The sequence below is a fragment of the Sediminicola arcticus genome (assembly GCF_040566695.1).
Classification (GTDB): domain Bacteria; phylum Bacteroidota; class Bacteroidia; order Flavobacteriales; family Flavobacteriaceae; genus Sediminicola; species Sediminicola arcticus.
This window is the reverse complement of record NZ_JBEXAE010000005.1, coordinates 211,634-230,200: the sequence shown is the minus strand read 5'-3', so window position 1 is coordinate 230,200 and position 18,567 is coordinate 211,634. Positions and strand designations below refer to the sequence as shown.

The 18,567-nt window shown below is 37.2% G+C and carries 19 protein-coding genes and 1 tRNA gene; 11 read left to right on the top strand and 9 right to left on the bottom strand.

Annotated features, from left to right (window positions below):
• Positions 1–158: 158 nt before the first annotated feature.
• The 6 genes from ABXZ36_RS11935 to ABXZ36_RS11910 are packed head-to-tail and all read right to left on the bottom strand — an operon-like array spanning position 159 to position 5,661.
• Positions 159–1,448, bottom strand: coding sequence for a hemolysin family protein (locus tag ABXZ36_RS11935; protein ID WP_354615899.1), 1,290 nt, complete (start codon positions 1,446–1,448; stop codon positions 159–161).
• The gene (locus ABXZ36_RS11930) at positions 1,448–1,654 is read right to left on the bottom strand and encodes a hypothetical protein (protein ID WP_354615898.1); all 207 of its coding nucleotides are present in this window, start codon (positions 1,652–1,654) and stop codon (positions 1,448–1,450) included. The genes ABXZ36_RS11935 and ABXZ36_RS11930 overlap by 1 nt, the downstream gene beginning before the upstream one ends.
• Position 1,655: 1 nt before the next feature.
• Entirely contained in the window at positions 1,656–2,255 is a 600-nt protein-coding gene (lptC, locus tag ABXZ36_RS11925) for an LPS export ABC transporter periplasmic protein LptC (RefSeq protein ID WP_354615897.1), read from the bottom strand.
• Between the two features lies 1 nt (position 2,256).
• The gene (locus ABXZ36_RS11920) at positions 2,257–3,633 is read right to left on the bottom strand and encodes a tetratricopeptide repeat protein (protein ID WP_354615896.1); all 1,377 of its coding nucleotides are present in this window, start codon (positions 3,631–3,633) and stop codon (positions 2,257–2,259) included.
• A 36-nt stretch (positions 3,634–3,669) separates the two neighbouring features.
• Positions 3,670–4,932 (bottom strand): BamG family beta-barrel-assembly machinery protein, encoded by a 1,263-nt coding sequence (gene bamG, locus ABXZ36_RS11915; RefSeq protein WP_354615895.1) that lies wholly within the window; start codon positions 4,930–4,932, stop codon positions 3,670–3,672.
• Entirely contained in the window at positions 4,933–5,661 is a 729-nt protein-coding gene (locus ABXZ36_RS11910) for a type III pantothenate kinase (protein ID WP_354615894.1), read from the bottom strand. It abuts the gene before it with no gap.
• A gap of 102 nt (positions 5,662–5,763) precedes the next feature.
• Between ABXZ36_RS11910 and ABXZ36_RS11905 the strand changes: the two genes are divergently transcribed.
• A tRNA-Phe gene (locus tag ABXZ36_RS11905) sits at positions 5,764–5,836 on the top strand.
• 83 nt (positions 5,837–5,919) lie between these two features.
• Here ABXZ36_RS11905 and ABXZ36_RS11900 read toward each other — a convergent pair.
• Positions 5,920–6,336 (bottom strand): hypothetical protein, encoded by a 417-nt coding sequence (locus ABXZ36_RS11900; protein ID WP_354615893.1) that lies wholly within the window; start codon positions 6,334–6,336, stop codon positions 5,920–5,922.
• Positions 6,337–6,478: 142 nt separating this feature from the next.
• Here ABXZ36_RS11900 and ABXZ36_RS11895 point away from each other — a divergent pair, with 142 nt between their 5' ends.
• The 6 genes from ABXZ36_RS11895 to ABXZ36_RS11870 all read left to right on the top strand — a co-directional run bounded on the left by ABXZ36_RS11895 (position 6,479) and on the right by ABXZ36_RS11870 (position 10,952).
• Complete coding sequence (locus tag ABXZ36_RS11895; protein WP_354615892.1) at positions 6,479–7,000, top strand: rhodanese-like domain-containing protein; 522 nt, start codon at positions 6,479–6,481, stop codon at positions 6,998–7,000.
• Positions 7,001–7,007: 7 nt separating this feature from the next.
• Positions 7,008–7,646, top strand: a complete 639-nt coding sequence (locus tag ABXZ36_RS11890) for a TIGR04282 family arsenosugar biosynthesis glycosyltransferase (RefSeq protein WP_354615891.1) — start codon at positions 7,008–7,010, stop codon at positions 7,644–7,646.
• On the top strand, positions 7,643–8,458 hold the full coding sequence (locus ABXZ36_RS11885; protein ID WP_354615890.1) for a purine-nucleoside phosphorylase: 816 nt from the start codon (positions 7,643–7,645) through the stop codon (positions 8,456–8,458). Before ABXZ36_RS11890 ends, ABXZ36_RS11885 begins: the two co-directional genes overlap by 4 nt.
• Positions 8,455–9,420 (top strand): arsenosugar biosynthesis arsenite methyltransferase ArsM, encoded by a 966-nt coding sequence (arsM, locus tag ABXZ36_RS11880; RefSeq protein WP_354615889.1) that lies wholly within the window; start codon positions 8,455–8,457, stop codon positions 9,418–9,420. The genes ABXZ36_RS11885 and arsM overlap by 4 nt, the downstream gene beginning before the upstream one ends.
• A 94-nt stretch (positions 9,421–9,514) precedes the next feature.
• Entirely contained in the window at positions 9,515–10,258 is a 744-nt protein-coding gene (locus tag ABXZ36_RS11875; protein WP_354615888.1) for a DUF547 domain-containing protein, read from the top strand.
• Positions 10,245–10,952: a TIGR04283 family arsenosugar biosynthesis glycosyltransferase gene (locus ABXZ36_RS11870; protein WP_354615887.1), complete on the top strand. Its 708-nt coding sequence runs from the start codon at positions 10,245–10,247 to the stop codon at positions 10,950–10,952. The genes ABXZ36_RS11875 and ABXZ36_RS11870 overlap by 14 nt, the downstream gene beginning before the upstream one ends.
• Here the strand turns inward: ABXZ36_RS11870 and ABXZ36_RS11865 are convergent.
• Together ABXZ36_RS11865 and ABXZ36_RS11860 are read right to left on the bottom strand one after the other, a co-directional pair.
• Positions 10,949–12,004, bottom strand: coding sequence for an N-acetylmuramoyl-L-alanine amidase family protein (locus ABXZ36_RS11865; protein ID WP_354615886.1), 1,056 nt, complete (start codon positions 12,002–12,004; stop codon positions 10,949–10,951). The genes ABXZ36_RS11870 and ABXZ36_RS11865 overlap by 4 nt on opposite strands.
• 75 nt (positions 12,005–12,079) lie before the next feature.
• On the bottom strand, positions 12,080–13,081 hold the full coding sequence (locus tag ABXZ36_RS11860; RefSeq protein WP_354615885.1) for a glycoside hydrolase family 113: 1,002 nt from the start codon (positions 13,079–13,081) through the stop codon (positions 12,080–12,082).
• Between the two features lie 171 nt (positions 13,082–13,252).
• On the opposite strand from ABXZ36_RS11860, the gene ABXZ36_RS11855 reads away from it, so the two are divergent.
• The 4 genes from ABXZ36_RS11855 to ABXZ36_RS11840 all read left to right on the top strand — a co-directional run bounded on the left by ABXZ36_RS11855 (position 13,253) and on the right by ABXZ36_RS11840 (position 18,566).
• The gene (locus ABXZ36_RS11855; protein ID WP_354615884.1) at positions 13,253–14,599 is read left to right on the top strand and encodes an NAD(P)/FAD-dependent oxidoreductase; all 1,347 of its coding nucleotides are present in this window, start codon (positions 13,253–13,255) and stop codon (positions 14,597–14,599) included.
• Positions 14,600–14,611: 12 nt separating this feature from the next.
• A complete protein-coding gene (locus ABXZ36_RS11850; protein ID WP_354615883.1) occupies positions 14,612–16,204 on the top strand; it encodes a 4Fe-4S binding protein in 1,593 nt (530 codons plus the stop codon).
• 150 nt (positions 16,205–16,354) lie between these two features.
• Positions 16,355–17,044 carry a glycosyltransferase family 2 protein gene (locus tag ABXZ36_RS11845; RefSeq protein ID WP_354615882.1) on the top strand — a complete coding sequence of 230 codons (690 nt, stop codon included), beginning with the start codon at positions 16,355–16,357 and terminating at the stop codon, positions 17,042–17,044.
• Positions 17,045–17,081: 37 nt separating this feature from the next.
• Positions 17,082–18,566, top strand: a complete 1,485-nt coding sequence (locus tag ABXZ36_RS11840; RefSeq protein ID WP_354615881.1) for a cellulose synthase family protein — start codon at positions 17,082–17,084, stop codon at positions 18,564–18,566.
• The last annotated feature ends 1 nt before the right edge of the window (position 18,567 follow it).

The following is an 18,567-nucleotide window of genomic DNA, read 5'->3' as shown; positions in this document are numbered from 1 at the left end:
CAAAGAAAATATAGTATAACTGATGGATTCTAAATCTATTGTGGCTCCATTACATGGAATAAGCGAAAAAAGCAAGGGTACATTAATATTTCATCAAAGCTAAAGAGGTCCTCTATAGCAAGAACCTTTTAGATAAAACGAAATCTGAAAAGGAAAGCTTAATCGTTATCCAGAATTTTAAGACTAACTAGGTCTATCTTTGTATTAGAAGCCTCCAACACCGTAAACATGAAATTACCGATGACAATTTCGGAGTTATTGGCTGGAATTTCTCCAGTTTCATTAACGATAAGTCCTCCTAGGGTTTCATACTCGTCGCTATCAGGTAGATTGAGTTTATAGTTCTCGTTAATGTAATCTACCTCTAACCTAGCAGAGAACCTGTAGGAGTTATCTCCAATTTTTTCCTCAAGTAGGTCTGTGGAATCATGCTCATCCTCAATCTCTCCAAAAAGCTCTTCTACAATATCTTCCACGGTCATTATACCAGAAGTGCCCCCATATTCATCCAGAACCACAGCAATGCTTTTGCGTTTTTTTATTAGGACATTAAGAATATCGCTTATCATCATGGTTTCAGGGACAAATTCAACAGGAAGTAACACACTTTTAATAGTCTTTGGCTTTTTAAACAGCTCATAAGAATGGACGTAGCCTATAATATTGTCTATGGTGTCCTTATAAATAAGTATTTTAGAAAATCCTGTTTCGGTAAAAAGTTTTACTAAATTTTTTGGCTTCTCATGCAATTCCACAGCCGTAATCTCGGTTCGCGGGATCATAACTTCCCTTGCCTTGACAGCAGAAAATTCTAATGCATTTTGAAAAATTTGGATTTCAGAATCTACCTCATCTGCTTCTTCAACCGCTTCCATTTGTTCCGTGATGTAATCCCCTAACTCTATTTTACTGAATGCCAATTGAACCTCATCTCCATCTGTTTTAAAAAGAGCTTTTAAAATAAAATCGGACACCCAAATAACAAATTCGGAAATAACTGAAAAAAGAATGTAGAAAAGATAGGCAGGCACGGCCAATATTTTGAGAAGGGTATTGGAATAAATCTGGAATAACACCTTGGGTAAAAACTCTGCGGTAAAAAGAATCACAAAAGTTGAAATAATCGTTTGAGCCACTAAACTAAAATCGGTCAACATAATATTGACCAAGCCATAAGAGGAGGGATACATGCCTTGAAACCATTGCATGAGGACATCTCCCATATAAAACCCGTAAACAACCAAGGCTATATTGTTACCAATCAGCATGGATGCAATAAATTTGGAAGGTTTTCTGGTAAGTCTAGTAAGTACTTTAGCTAAAATACCTTCCTGCTTTTTCTCAATTTCTATGTGAATTTTATTCGCAGAAATAAACGCTATTTCCATTCCAGAAAAAAATGCGGATAATAAAAGGGTGACAATTATTATAATTGAAGAGGCGTCCACTATTCTTTTTGATTATCATTTTTACGTTGTTCGAATTTCTTTCGATAATTTCTCCTGAAAAAGAACATCCCTAATGAAACTGCTGCGAAGAAAATAAAAATATAAGTCTCTTGTGGCGCTATGCCCCAAAGTGTTGCTATTTTATATAGTGAAATGATGGCAACTACCAGATAAAGATATTCTGTATATTTTAAAACTTTGATCATATTACTCTTCTTTAATGCTCATAAAACCATACGTTTTATGTGCGCTGAAAAAACTAAAATCTTTATTAAAATCCATTCCCTCACCGTCCATTATGGTACCGTCTTCTGGATTGGTATACTTAAATTTTGCTTGGGTAAAAATCCATTCATTAGCCCTATCCCAATAAAGCTGTGGCGTTTCCAACTTTTTACCATCATAGGTCTCAATGACCACATTCCCTTGTAAATCTATCAAATTTGTATCAGAATAAATAATTCCATAATCGGAGCTTACAATGCTTTTGTTATTTTGATCATCATAAAAGTCAACCCTTAATCCATCTGGAAAAGTTCTATACCTGAACCTTAGGTTATCAAAATCCTCAGTGCTGGGACTTGAAAGAACAGCTATAATTTTGGTCGCTTCAACACCCTCACTACCTAGGTCATTTTTAGTTTCGGTATAGGTAAGTGTGAAATTTTGGGCCACACCTTGGGGATATATTAATTCCGCCGCTTCTTTCCCAACCCTTTTATAGTTGTCCGTACAGGATAAAAAAAACATTGCCATAGAAAAAACTACGGCAATGCTCTTGAAATTATTTTTAAAAAGTTTGTGCATCTTATAAGCTAGGCACGGTTACGCTACCACCAACCCAACAATTGAAGGAAACAGTTTTACCCGACATTCCTGAGTTAAATATATCCTCTTTAGATGGAGCTTTCGACGCATAACTGGTGGCGGCTTGAGCAGCTCTACCACTTAAAGCAGGATCTACCCTACCGGCTTGTCTTGCTACATCTGCCGCTTTCCAATAAATAGCTCTTTTCTCAAAGGTAGTAGTTCCACAATCGTTAGCACTACTTGCATATAGACTAGCAATCATCAAATAAGCCTTTCCGTTGGAAGGATTTGCATCCAACGCCTTTTGGGCATAGCTCCGTGCTGATGACTTACTACTCCTAACGTAGGTAGTCGCAATTTTGTATGCGATCTCTGAACGTTTTTTAGCGTTAGTTTCTAAATCCAAGGCTTTGTTATAATCTGATAAAGCTCCTTTAGAATCACCTGCCTTCATCTTTAAAGTAGCCCCATACATGTAGGCTTCAGCTGAAGGATCTAAAGCCATTTGGGCTTCGAAAAGTTTTTTAAACAAAGGATCATCGGTACATTCCTTAGAGTACATTCTGCCTACTGCACCCTTCACCCAGTTTAAATCGTTCTTTTTATCATCAAAATTCTTTTCGTATAATGGGATCAAGTTTTCGCAGTTTGCTAAGGCACCTAATTTACCATCGATACTTTCAGAAATTTTACCATAAGTTTCCGAATAACTATTTGCCGACCTCAATTGACTTTTTTCTTTAGAGGTCAAAGTGTTGGCATCCTCTTTAGGAATTAATTTTGCGATAATACTTGTGTACTTATCATTTTCCACATATATTTTTGCTATAACAGCATCATAGGTCTGAAATACCAAATCCGGATCCTTACTTCCCTCTGCATTCAAATCTACAAGGCTTGAAAAGTAAAGGTACAATGCCTTTGGATTTGTGAAATTATCTTGGTCCTCTGTAAAGGCTTTGTGTAACTGATCGTAGATTTCACTATTGGAGGCAATTTTATTTTCATATTTTAAGATTATCTTATCAATGATAGTCTCGGCCTTAGTGGTTTTGTTTGAAAAGTATTTTAACCTGTTTTCATATAACATCTCCATCTGGTTAATGGCAGCAGTCTTATCTGCTCCAGTAGCCTTTTCAACCCTATCGGCAAGAATACGTTCCCCATATGCAAAGTTTGCCCAATTAAGATCAGGACAATTATCATAAACCATTTTCCAAGGGGTGTAGGCGGCATCGTAATTTTTAACTTTGGCATGCTCAACGTAGATAGAAAGGTTATTACTACATTCTGGATTTTGAGCCTGAGCTTGAGCATTGTTTATACCCCCATACCCCAATGCTGAGAAGACAGCGATGTAAAGTATCTTTTTCATTTTCTTATGAGTTTAAATGGTTAATGTGCAAATTTATTAATTAATTTTTCTTTTCTGGAACCACCTATCGTTCAAAGAAAGCCCTAAATTCATTTTTAGATAACTTTCTTCTACCAAATTAGCGTCTGTTGTTCCCCTTCTTCCCAACTCGAAACCGATGTTGAGATTGGAGAAACTTCCTCCCAGTGGTAATCCAACTCCAAAAGTTATGCCAAAGTTATTTATCTCCTTATCATTAATCACCAAGCCTGACTTAGTAAGCTTAGCCCCAGCTCTATAAGTTACTCTTTTAAAGTAACTTGTAAAAGAAGAATAGTCAGGAACAAAAAATCCTCCAAAACCAAAAGTACTAGCGTCATTATAAGAAACATTGTCTCTTCTCAAGAAATCATTTTCAAAAGAAGAAAATTGCTGCAAACTATATTCGGCTCCTAAAAACCATTTATTATCCTCTCCTATTCCAAGTCCTAAAGTCGTTGTCGTTGGAACCTTAATTTCCGTATTTTTTAGACCCTGTGCTTGCAAATTTACATTAATTACCTCAACCTCAGCACCTGTTGAAGAGGAAAATGATCCAATTGTACGTGTATTTTCTGAAACTAAATTCATTTGAGTATTCACCCCCACGGAGGTATATAACCTATTTTTTTTTGAAATTTTGGGGGTATAATTAGCCGCATAATTAAAATCGAACCCGTTTATCCTTGAACTCCTCCTATCTAATGTTCCAAATTGCACGCCTTCTATGGTCTGGATTCTATTATTGTTCAAAGTCCCAAAATTAAAGTTCAATGTGGCACCGATACTGAAATCCTTAAAAACTTCATAACCTAAGGAAGTGTAAAGTCGATTCAAACCTCCGTCGCCAGAAGCGGAATAGATCAAAGCAGCCCCTTCCGAATTGATACCCTGTATTACAGAATTGTACCCTACTGAAGAGAATGGCATCAAACCGAACCCCAATCCTAAACCATTTCCCAATGGCAATCCAATTGCTAAATAGTCCAAATTAGATACAGATGCATTTTCCTGATTGTCAAATGTCTTCAACCTAGATTCTCTTCTGGTCAGTCCCGCAGTGTATGTAGTCAATGCCAGTTTGCTGTAAGCTGCAGGGTTTCTAAGGTTGATATGAATACTATCCGCATAAACAGCAACGCCACCCATCATTTGGTTTTCAACAGTTCCTACTGCTTTTAATTCGCCAATACCAAAAGAATAAGGGGATACTGTACCGTTTTGGGAATAGATTATACAAGTTGCACAGTAGACAATTGCAATTACAAATTTTTTGATCATTTATCGTTTATTGTATTCGAGCAAATAATTTAACCCCTCTAGGAGAAATTTAGAATGCGCAAATATGGTATTTTTTAATCGTTTTGACAAAAATTGCATATCCCCACCCGTTAAAATAACTGTTAAATTTACAAATCTGGCATTATACTGCTGTATTACCCCATCTATTTCATTACAAACGCCATTAACTACGCCGCTGTGAATGCTATCCGCAGTTGTATTACCAATAAAGTCTAATATAGTTTTAGCTTCAAGTAATGGTAGTTTGGAAGTCTGCTCATGCAATGCCCTATACCGCATAGCTATTCCAGGGGAAATGGCACCCCCCAAGTATTCACCCATATCATTAATCATGTCATAGGTTATGCAAGTTCCTGCATCTATAACTAAAGTGTTTCCTTTGGGATTATGATAAAAGGCTGCGGTAGCCAAGGCAATCCTATCAACCCCTAACGTCTGGGGCGAGGCGTAGGAATTTTTAAAAGGCACCAAACTTTTGGCGCTTAAAAGATGCACCCTACTAAAAATAGCGACCATCTCGAGGTGCTTTTTCTCTAAAAACCCTACCGTGGAAACAATAGAATGATTAATATTCGGGTATTCCTCAAATAATTCTTTGATCTTTTTACAGAAACCATCTAATTCAACTTTTTGATTAGAAAGCATCCTATCTGTATCAAAGACAGCTAGTTTGATAAAAGTATTGCCGGCGTCAACTATGAGGTTCATACCACAAAGATCATCATTTGAAAAAAAACTATCTGCTTTTTTTTTGATTTTTGTTTGGATATCGCGAAATTGAAATTATATTTGCAACCGCTTAAAAGGCATGGTGCCTTAGCTCAGTTGGTAGAGCAATGGACTGAAAATCCATGTGTCCCTGGTTCGATTCCTGGAGGCACCACAAACAAATCCTTACTTCGGTAGGGATTTTTTGTTTTAGATAACTTATGAAACCTTCGATTTTTATAGGCTATAAAAAACCGCTTATTTTAACCTTCGCCTCCTCTTCCGCTTTTTATCCAAAACAATTTTTACACTAAAGGACCCAAAGATTCCTCCCAAAGTAGTAGCGACCATATCTCCTGTATCAGCTTTCCCATATCTATTATGATCAATAACCTCCTTGGTAATCCCTGCTAGCGTACTCAAGCCTATACCCCATATTACTGCCTTGGTCTTATTTTTGGTAATGCCATAGACCACACCTGTTGTTCCAGCACCAATCACTGCGCCTACACCAAAATGCAACATCTTATCCTCTTGGATTAACTGTCCCTTTAAAGTAGGAATTACCACAAAAAACATCCCAAGTATCAATAGTAGAGGCAACCTTTTAACCTTACTTGTATTTTGACCTCTTAAATATGTATCCATCTGTATCTTAAATCCCTGCAATTTCATAAAAAATTAGCTACTGTTGGCATTTTTTCCAAGATGAAGATAAAATTCGAATAATCACCATGTTAATTTCATGGTCAAACACACAAAGAGACCTCCCTAATCCTTTGTTAAAATCCATCAATTTCCTTACAAATTAATACCTTTGTTAGCAAAGATTTTATTTATCTCCTCTATGCGGTTATTTCTTTCAATTTTTATTTTTATTTCAGGCTTTCTTGGTTCCAATGCCCAAAATTCTATTGACGAAGTTTTAATGAAATATAACAAGCACAATGTGGCCTACATAAATACTCAAAAAGCTATTAGCCTTAAAGGTTATGTATTTTTAGATGCTAGAAAAAAGGAGGAATACGATGTTAGTCATATTGAGAATGCCATTTGGGTAGGCACTAATAAATTGAATTCTAAAGAAATATCTAGTTTGGTACTAGACAAAAGCACGCCTATTATTGTTTATTGCTCCATAGGTGTTCGCTCAGAAAATACCGCTGAAGAATTTTTAGCGGAGGGTTATACCAATGTCAAAAACTTATATGGGGGTATTTTCGAATGGAAAAACCAAGATTACCCAGTCTTTGACAATCAAGGAAAAGTAACGGATAAAGTACATGCCTTTAGTAAGCATTGGGGGCAATTTCTGACTAAAGGTGAAAAAGTATATTAACTTGCTTATGACATCCAATTCCGATTCTCCAAACCTGAAAAACCTACTTCTAATTTTCACTAGGAACCCAGAATTAGGGAAATGTAAGACTAGATTAGCAGCCAAAGTAGGCGACGCTATAGCCCTAGAAATCTATTCCTTTTTATTGGATCACACCCATGCCATTACTAAAGAGGTAAAAGCAGCAAAGCAAGTACTTTATTCGGAAGAAATATGGGAAAATGATATCTGGGAAAATTCACATTATCACAAAAATCTACAACAAGGTCAGGATCTAGGGGAGCGCATGTTAAAGGCCTTTCAGGAGGGATTTGAAGCAAAATATAAAAATATAATCATCATTGGTAGTGATATGTACGATCTCACCTCAAAAGACCTAAATACTGCTTTTAAAGAATTGGAAAATAGCAAATTTGTTATAGGACCAGCTGAAGATGGCGGATACTATCTTTTAGGGATGTCCACAATCAATAAGTCCATTTTTAAAAATAAAGCCTGGGGCACAGATACTGTGCTTGAGGAGACTTTAAATGATCTAAAAAACGAAAATGTCACATTATTGAAAATAAAAAATGATGTGGATCATTTTGAGGACATTCAACATATTGAAGCTTTTCAACCTTTTTTAAAAAACATAAAAATATGATATTAAAGCAATTAGAAGAGTCCACTGCCTATTTAAAGCACAAGGGTTTTGATGCCCCTGAATTGGGAATCATTCTAGGAACTGGACTTGGAAAATTAGTGGCTGAAATTGAAAATCCCATTGAGGCTCATTATAACGACATTCCATTTTTTCCATTAGCAACCGTTGAGTTTCATACCGGAAAATTGATCTATGGCACCATAGAAGGAAAAAAAGTGGTGGTAATGCAGGGTCGTTTTCACATATATGAAGGGTATGATTTAATTGATGTCACCTACCCTATCAGGGTGATGCACCAATTGGGAATCAAAAACCTATTCATCTCCAATGCAGCCGGGGCTGTAAACCTTGATTATAAAAAAGGAGATATTATGTTGATCGAAGACCATATCAATCTGCAAGGTGGATCCCCCTTAGCTTTTAAAAACATATCGGAATTTGGAGATCGATTTGTTGACATGAGTGAACCTTACGACCTAAAAATGCGTAAGAAGGTAGAAGCAATTGCACTAAGAGAAAATATTTCATTGAAGAAAGGCGTATACGCCTCTGTTGTTGGACCGCAATTGGAAACCAAGGCAGAATATAGAATGATAAAAATGATTGGTGCCGATGCCGTAGGAATGAGCACCGTGCCCGAAGTTATAGTAGCCAATCACCTCCGATTGCCTGTAATGGCAGTTTCTGTGCTTACGGATGAGTGCGACCCAGACAATCTGAAGCCTGTTAATATCGCAGAAATTATTCAGATCGCAGGAGAAACGGAACCAAAAATGATTACTTTATTCAAAGAATTAATAAAAGAAATATGAATTATTTAAATGCCACAAATAACCTATACAAAGAGGCTGCGTTAACACCCGATGTTGGTCTATGTTGTACCACAAATCCCGTATGGCAATTTCCCGGGCTTTCCATTCCTAAGATTATGCAGGAAATGAACTATGGCTGTGGAAGTACGGTTTCTGCCCAAGATTTAGTCAATAATCCTAAGGTGCTATATGTTGGGGTTGGAGGCGGAATGGAGCTTTTGCAATTCTCCTACTTCTCAAGACAGAAGCAGGGTGTAACAGGAGTAGATGTCGTAGATGAGATGTTGGAGGCCTCCAAAAAGAATTTCAAAATCGCAGAAGAGGAAAATGAATGGTTCAAGAGCGAGTTTGTGAATCTTATAAAAGGAGATGCCTTGAACCTTCCTGTAGCTAATGAAAGTATTGACGTAGCTGCACAAAATTGTTTATTCAATATATTCAAGGCAGAAGATCTACAAAAGGCGGTAGCGGAAATGTATCGTGTCCTAAAACCACAAGGTAGGTTGGTAATGAGCGATCCTATTTGCGAGCAGCCCATGAACGAAGAATTACGGAACGACGATAGGCTTCGTGCCCTTTGTCTTAGCGGTAGTATCCCCTTAAAAGATTATATCAAGGCATTAACAGATGCGGGATTTGGGACAATAGAAATAAGAGCGCGCAAATCATATCGCGTACTATCCCCCAACCACTACCCTACCGAGGAACTGATATATATAGAATCCATTGAGATAGCCGCGATTAAAGACCCCATGCCAACAGATGGGCCTTGCGTCTTTACTGGAAAAACAGCTATCTACTATGGTGACGAGCCATATTTTGATGACAAAAACGGACATGTTTTAATGCAAAATCAGCCTTTGGCAGTCTGCGATAAAACAGCCGCTGCTTTGGCAAAGACAAATGACCAAATACATATAAGTGCAAGTACCTGGCACTATAATGGGGGTGGATGTTGTTAACTGCAAGGTGAAATAGTAATACTTCTACATTGTAAGGTTAGCAAGTACTTCTATACTAATGTATTAACCGTCTAAGTTTTAAATAAATTCTATTGTGAAATATATTCTCATCCTATTGCTAGCGATTACCGGATATGCCAATGGCTATGCCAATTACTTTGGAATCGTAAAACCACCTATGACACTCTTAAAAATTGATTACTCAACTTGGGATAAGCTATTAAAAAAGTATGTTGACATAGATGGCAATGTAGATTACAAAAACTTAGGTAAGGAAATAGGATTGCTAAATTCATATTTAAAAGATCAAACTAAAAATCCCATTTCGGAATATGATACCAATGAAAGTAAATTAGTTTACTATATCAATTTATACAACGCGGCTACCGTGAAATTAATTCTTGATAATTATCCTTTAGGTAGTATCAAAGACCTTAAAGGTCCATGGAATAGGCAAGTCATTTCCATTCGTGACAAAAAACTCTCCTTAGGAGACATTGAACACAATATTTTAAGAAAAATGGACGAGCCTAGAATCCATTTTGCCATTAATTGCGCTTCGTATTCCTGTCCAAAACTTTTAAATGAAGCATTCACAGTTGAAAAGCTTGAAGAACAATTGGAAAAGACGGCAAGAAATTTCGTAAATGACCCAAAAAGGAATGTTATCAACAAGGAAAAAGCCATGCTATCGCAGATTTTTAAGTGGTACAAGAAAGACTTTACCGATAAAATGGCATTGGCAGATTACATCAACAAATATTCTACTACCAAGATATCAAATGATACCAGCATCGAATATATCAACTACGATTGGAGCCTAAATGCAGTTAAATGATTCCCTTAAAATAAGTATAATAATCCCAGTGCTCAACGAAGCTAAACATATTGGGAGTCTCTTAAAATTTCTTACAACTGAATGCAATACATCCCATGTTCAAGAGATCATAATTGTAGATGGAGGTAGCACGGATAATACCACAACTATTGCTAAAGAATTTGACACTATCTTGATATATTCAGAAAAAGGTAGGGCCAAACAAATGAACAAAGGAGCCAAGCTGGCAACTGGATCCATATTATACTTTTTACACGCAGACACCTATCCCCCTAAGAATTTTGATGCCCATATAATGAATACGGTGGTTTCAGGTAATCCTGCTGGATGCTTTCGCCTTAGATTCGACTCCAACAACTTGCTCCTAAAAGCATCAGGTTGGTTTTCTAGAATCAACCTTAAAATTTGTCGGGGAGGAGACCAATCCCTTTTCGTTACTAAGGAATTATGGGACATATCAAAAGGATTCAATGAAGCCTTTATTATTTACGAAGACAACGAGTTTATAGGTAGACTGTATAAATTAGGAAACTTTAAGGTATTACCACAAACAGTTATAACTTCTGCAAGAAAATACAATAAGAATGGAACCATTAAACTTCAATACCATTTTGGAGTAATCCATTTGATAAAACTATTGGGTGCTAGCCCGGAACGTCTATACCGTTATTATCAGAAGAACATTGTTACCTAAGGCACTTTATTCCTTGTTTGATAATCTAAAAGAACCCCTTCCGAAATCCATTTTGCTAAAGCTTGTCTGTTATCAGGATCTAATATTCTTCTTTGGTCTTTGGTGTTTTTTATGTTTCCAATTTCAATGTATACCATGGCAGGGTGCGTCTTTTTAACTAGATACAGATTCGTGCGATCCTCAAAAGTTCCCGAATATTCCCTGTTGGGCTGATATCTCTGATATTTGTTCTGAAAGGTAGTATGTATGTTCTCGGCAAACCTCTTCCCGTTCTTACTTTTCTCATGGTGGTAAAAAAATACATCAATGTTCTGCCCACTGCTGCGACTGTCAACATGAGTGACGATTAGTCGTTGATATTTTCCCATATTTTCCCCGTACAAGGTATTTACAGCATCTACTCTCTGCTTAAGTCTGGCCAATTGGTTAAGGGGAATTTCCAATGAAGGATAGGTAACCTCATCCCTGTCTATTTCTAAGATACGTTCATCACGAATCCCATCATTGGGGTCTCGTATAATAATATATACCTTTGCACCTTGAGACATCAGTTCACGAGCAAGACGCAAAGTAATATCATAGGCATATTCATCTTCGGCAATAATTTTTCCTTCATAATTTTCAATGGCACCGGGATCCGGACCACCATGGCCAGAAATCAAATAATATACAGCCCCATCCAACTCCTTACTCATATTTGGGACAAGGGCATACTTCTTCCCAAAAATAGCGTATTCGGTCTCACTGCTGATTATCTTTCTTTCGGTTGATTTTTTCTGAATAGTATCCACAACGACCACCTCTTCTTCCACAAAAGGCGGTAAAATATATTTACGGCCCTCGTACAGCTGAATGCTATCCCGGAGATTATCCTTATTCAAGGCCATGAAATGGCCATAATGTTTAATGGGATCCATGCCCTGCTTTCTAAGAATAGAAAAAATGCCATCGCCTTTTTCGGCAATTACAGTCCTAACAGCGTTTTGGGCACCAAGGGTTAGGGTTACTAAAACGAAAACCAATAATAAGAGACTACTTTTTTTGAGGTACACTGGGCTATTTTTGCGCAAATATTACCAAAAATAAGATGTACTTCCAAAAAGTAGTGCTTCAATTACGCAAATAGATCAATGATTTTTATAAAAGGTCCTTATTATTTCTTCCGCAGGTTTATTCTGAGGGGTAAATCTATTGTCTCCTCCCCCTCCCGCAGATTTATGATCTATAAACCATTTCCAAACAAAACCTCCTTGAAACCAATCTTCCCCCCAAAAAGATTCAAAAATGGCCTTAGTGGCATTGGCCTGTGCCTGAAGGTTTACGTCGTCCTTGCTACGATCTACCAACCATGGGCGTTTAGCAGCATAATCATTACTTCTATAGCCATATTCGGTAAATACAATGGGCCTGTCCAGATTTTCGGATAGCAACTTAAGTTTTTCTTTATAAGGAACCCACCCTTCTACCAATTGTTCTACCGTAGGGGTCTTCTCCTCGGAAAGGGGGAAATAGGCATCTACTCCAATGTAATCTAAGTCTTTCCAAAAAGGGGTCTTGTCATATTCATCCCAATTAGCTGCATAGGTTAGTTTACCTTTATATATCGTCCTGATATTTTTAACTAAGTCGTGCCAATATTCAGGCCTGTTGGCAATGAATTTTTCCAATTCTGTTCCAATACAAAAAAACTCCGTTTGCGTCTCTTCTGCCAATTGAGCATAAGTCATGATGAATTTTGTGTATGAGTTTTCCAAAGTCTTCCAATCTTCTTCCGAGTTCATTTTTAAGGTACCTGTAAATGTCCCTTTCCAAATCCAAATCTGGGGCTTCATCATCACTCTAACTCCATTTTTATGAAGTAATGCTATGTATTGCTTAGCACCCCTTTTGGTCTCTCCAAACCACTGCCGTTCAGTGTCAAAAATTATCTCAGGGGAAGATACATCCCTTATAAATCCAAAGGGCATGACTGCGGCTGATTCTGCATTGATTCTCAAAAGGGCATCTACATGTTCTTGAGACGCTTGATCTCTTGAAGCCACAAAACTTACGCCGTTTATTTTTTTTCTATCTTGACTTATACAAGAGAGTTGCAAAGAGAATAAGATTAAGAGGATCAGCTTTTTCATAGTACTAAAATACTGCAAATTAGGATTTGAAGTATAAATTATCACCTACATTAACATAAACCTAAGAAATGGTCTTTAGGTTTGTTCATATTTAAATAACTTATAAATATAAGCCTAGAATTAAGTTCTTATATTTAAGCACGACTTACAGACCAACAACCGCTACTACGCATGGAACATATTGTCATTATTGGAAATGGAATAGCTGGAATTACCGCTGCAAGACACATAAGAAAGCTTTCTGACAAAAAAATAACTATTGTTTCAGCTGAGACAGACCACTTCTTTGCTCGTACAGCCCTTATGTATGTTTATATGGGGCATATGAAGTTTGAGCACATAAAACCCTATGAGGATTTCTTTTGGAAAAAAAATCGATTCCACCTGGTAAATGGTTTTGTTACCAAGGTCGACTATAAATCAAAAAAAATAGTCCTGGCCAATTCTGAATCACTTGCCTACGATAAATTGATCATCGCAACCGGCTCCAAACCGAACAAGTTTGGATGGCCGGGACAAGATCTGAAAGGGGCACAAGGGTTATATTCAAAACAAGATCTCGACGCTTTGGAATTGCACGCCCCCAATAAAGAGGTTTGTTCCCGAGCTGTAATTGTAGGTGGTGGACTCATAGGAATAGAATTGGCAGAAATGTTGAGAACCAGAAAGATTCCAGTAACATTTTTAGTAAGGGAAGAGAGTTTTTGGAACGGGGTACTTCCCAAGGGAGAATCAGAAATGATCAATGAACATATTTTAGAACATCATATAGATTTACAACTGGGCACCAACCTAAAAGAAATACTGTCTGATGAAAATGGCCATGTCAGAGCTATTGTCACGGATAAGGGAGAAACGATTGAATGCAACCTAGTGGGTCTTACCGCTGGTGTAACCCCGAATATAGATTTTCTTAAGGACTCAGGTATTGAGCTGGATAAGGGAGTAAAAGTGAACCGCATGTTGGAGACCAATATTCCTAACATCTTTGCTATTGGCGACTGTGCGGAACAGCACGAACCCATTGGGAACAGAAGACCAGTGGAAGCTGTTTGGTATACAGGCCGAATGATGGGCGAAGCTATCGCCCAAACCATATGCGGCAACCCAACACCTTACAATCCAGGCCACTGGTTTAATTCTGCCAAATTTTTGGATATTGAGTATCAGACCTATGGATGGGTATTTAGTGAGCGCAATATAAAACCATATGAGGAACACTTCCATTGGAGGCATAAAGATGAAAAGATATGTATCACCATTTCATTCCACAAAGAGACTAAGGCATTTTTAGGCATTAACACATTTGGCATCCGAATGAGGCATGAAATGATGGATAGATGGTTAACAGAGAATAAATCCATTGAGCATGTCATAGCCCATTTACAGGATGCTAATTTTGATCCTGAATTTTATGCCACCTATGAAGCATCTATCGTAGCAAAATACAATGAACAGTTTAAGGCATCTATTGGTTTAAAAAAGAAAAGTTTAAAAAGAATATTTTTCAACATATAACCTCCTTCTTACATGAGTACTTACGACAAAAATATGGCCTTGACTGGCACCCCACCAAAATCTTTGAACCTAGGCCAAAAAATAGCTACCTTGATGGGAATGAGTGGACTTTCTATCTTAGTCCTAGCCATTTTCAATGTGAATTTCCCCCAAAAGGGAATTTGGCTTACCATATCACTATTAGCTATTTTTTCTGGCGTTGTTTTGTTTTCTGCCGCAGCATACGCCCAATCCCTTAAGGGAATAAAAAATGATGGGGTTTGGTTCAAATCCATCTCCGGTAGAGGAATATGGGCTTGGATGGCGGGTATTGCCCTTACTTCTTTTTATATTGTCCTCTATTTTTATCCACAATTTCTAGGTCTGGCAAAATCTGGCGATAATACAGGAATCATCGCTTTTTTTGATCCCTTAAGCAAACTTCTCAGTGGTAATCCCGCAAGTCAATGGTTTGTATACGGCACACTCTATACGGTGGCTATTTTAGCTTTCGGAATTAAGTTTATTTGGAAATATAGGCACAATAGGTATGAGATGATACGAACCTCTAGTGTCATGTTTTTCCAAACAGCTTTCGCTTTTTTGATTCCTGAATTTATGTCCAGACTAAACAGTGAATCATTTTCACTTCCGTACTACGACCTAAAGAACATTTGGCCCCTTAACTATTACAATTTTGAGCGTTACCGTGTTAATAGCATGATTGATTCCGGTGATATAGGGATAGCCATGCTCATATTTGGTGTCCTTTCTATCTTTGTAATTACGCCTATCCTCACCTACAAATATGGAAAACGATGGTATTGCTCATGGGTATGTGGATGCGGAGGCCTAGCGGAAACAGCAGGAGATTCCTTTAGACAATTAAGCGATAAAACCCAAAAAGCTTGGAAAATAGAACGATGGGTAGTACACAGTGTAGTAGTGTTTGTAACGTTAATGACTACAGCTGTAATTTATTCTTATCTAGGAAATGACAGTAGTACTTATTGGTTGACTAAAAATATCTTTTTACTTGGAGTAGCGGGCTTATTAACCCTGGTTTTCGGCTGGGTGATCCTCTTTAAAAGGAAAGAACTTCAAAAAGATGCCATCTATGGAGCTATAGGCTACTTTACCATCATAATTACCCTTATTGGATTCCATTACCTAAGTGGGGATGGGAACGTTTTTCTTTTTAAATCTGAAACCTTAAGAAAGACCTATGGCTTTTTAATAGGCAGTATTTTTTCTGGTGTAATTGGCACAGGATTCTACCCAATTTTTGGAAATAGGGTGTGGTGTAGATTTGGCTGCCCAATGGCCGCTGTCCTTGGGTTCCAGCAACGTCTTTTTTCAAGGTTTAGGATAACCACCAACGGTGGACAATGTATTTCTTGCGGTAACTGTTCCACCTACTGTGAAATGGGAATAGATGTAAGGGCCTATGCACAAAAGGGAGAGAATATAGTTAGATCTAGTTGTGTTGGTTGTGGTATTTGCTCTGCCGTATGTCCGCGTGGGGTTTTAAAGCTAGAAAATGGACCTGAAGAAGGCCGAATCAATCCTACTGAAATCCTTTTAGGCAACGATGTTAACCTAATGGATTTAGTTAATCAAAAATAAAAAAAACATTGTTATTTTCATGTTGTCGTTGACACCGAGTTATCTACTTTTGTCCCCTTTCCAAAACGATAAGAGGAATAGTAATTACATCAAAGATGAAGCTAAATCAATGTAAGATGGAAGGACAAGTTCCCGTCCAAATCTAGTATAATGAAAGATATCGTAGTAATTATTCCCGCTTATAATGAAGAAGATTCTATAGCCAAAGTAATTCAAGAAATCCCTGATTTTATATCAGAAATTATTGTCGTCAACAATAATTCTTCTGATAAAACTGCTATAAATGCCCAAAAGGCAGGTGCCACAGTACTAAACGAAAACAAACGGGGATATGGGTACGCTTGTCTTTGTGGAATGGATTACATAGCCAAAAGATCCAAAACACCAGATATTATCGTATTTATCGACGGTGACTATTCCGATTATCCGGATGAACTCACCAAAGTAGTTGAACCCATCATAAAAGAAGATATAGATTTTGTTATTGGGGCTCGCGTTAAGGAACTGAGGGAACAAGGTTCTATGACACCGCAACAAATTTTTGGCAATAATCTAGCAACTTTTCTAATGAAAATGCTTTTTAAGGCTAAATACACAGATTTAGGACCCTTCCGAGCCATAAAATACGACCGTTTATTGGCGCTGGAAATGGAAGACAAGACCTATGGTTGGACTGTGGAAATGCAGTTAAAAGCGTTACGTAAGAAACTTACATACACCGAAGTAGCAGTTCGATACAAAAAAAGAATTGGGGTGTCAAAAGTATCAGGTACGGTAAAAGGTAGTATATTTGCAGGCATAAAAATCCTAGGTTGGATTTTTAAATATAGTATTAAATAAAAAACAAACTTAATCACACTTTTCTTTATCAACTAAAATGGGACTAACCATCACTTACATTATCATTGCAGTCTACAGTATTGCGCTAGTTTTAATCTTCTTTTACAGTTTGGCTCAATTGAATCTTCTTGTAAATTATCTTTGGTATAAGAGACAGAACCAAGAAGCTCCAAAATACAATCTTCTTGATCCAAAAGAAATCCCATTTGTTACCATTCAGCTACCTATTTACAATGAAGAATATGTTGTAGAGAGATTACTGGAGAATATCGCGAAAATTGAATACCCATCTAGCAAACTTGAGATACAGGTATTGGATGATTCTACTGACGAATCGGTCAATGATACCGCTAGAAGAATTGCTGCCCTACAAGAAACTGGATTGGACATTACCCATATTAGAAGAGAAAATAGATCTGGCTATAAAGCTGGTGCCTTGAAAGAAGGCCTTACAATTGCCAAAGGTGAATTCATCGCAATTTTTGATGCCGACTTTTTACCTGACGCAGATTGGTTAAAAAAGACTGTTATCTATTTTAAAGATCAAGAAATTGGCGTGGTTCAGACCCGATGGGGGCACATCAATAGAGATTATTCTACTTTAACCAAGATACAAGCTTTTGCTTTAGATGCTCACTTCACCTTGGAACAAGTAGGAAGAAACGCAAAAGGACATTTTATCAACTTTAATGGTACAGCAGGAATTTGGCGTAAGGAATGTATCCTCGATGCTGGTAACTGGGAAGGTGATACCTTAACCGAAGATTTGGACTTGAGTTATAGAGCTCAATTGAAAAACTGGAAATTTAAATATTTGGAAGATGTAGAAACCCCTGCAGAGCTTCCTGTAGTTATAAGTGCAGCTCGTTCCCAACAATTTCGTTGGAATAAAGGTGGCGCAGAGAACTTTAGAAAAACAGTCTGGAGCGTTATTACCTCTAGAAATATTTCATTTAAAACAAAGTTTCATGGGGTAATGCACCTATTGAACAGTTCTATGTTCTTATGTGTATTTATAGTAGCATTTTTGAGTATCCCTATGCTCTATATTAAAAATATGTATGGGCACTTGGGATGGATCTTCGAAGTAACCAGTTTTTTTGTTGTAAGCTCCATTATCTTATTTGTATGCTACTGGTTTACCTATAAGAGTATTCAAGGCAGTGGTTTTGATAATTTTGTGGATTATATAAAAATATTCTTTACTTTCTTCTCCGTAGCTTTAGGTTTTTCCTTGCACAATTCTATGGCAGTTTTGGAAGGGCATATGGGAAAAAGAAGTGAATTTGTCAGGACTCCAAAGTTCAATATCAACAACCTTACAGACAGCTGGAAAGGAAATAAATATTTGACTAAAAAATTATCTCCGAACATGATCCTAGAAGCGTTGTTGATGATCTATTTCTTGTTTGGTATGTACAGTGCAATTCCTTTAAACGATTTTGGATTGTTTCCATTTCATTTTATGTTGTTCCTAGGTTTCGGATTTGTATTCTTCAACTCTCTTACTGCTAAAGCATAAG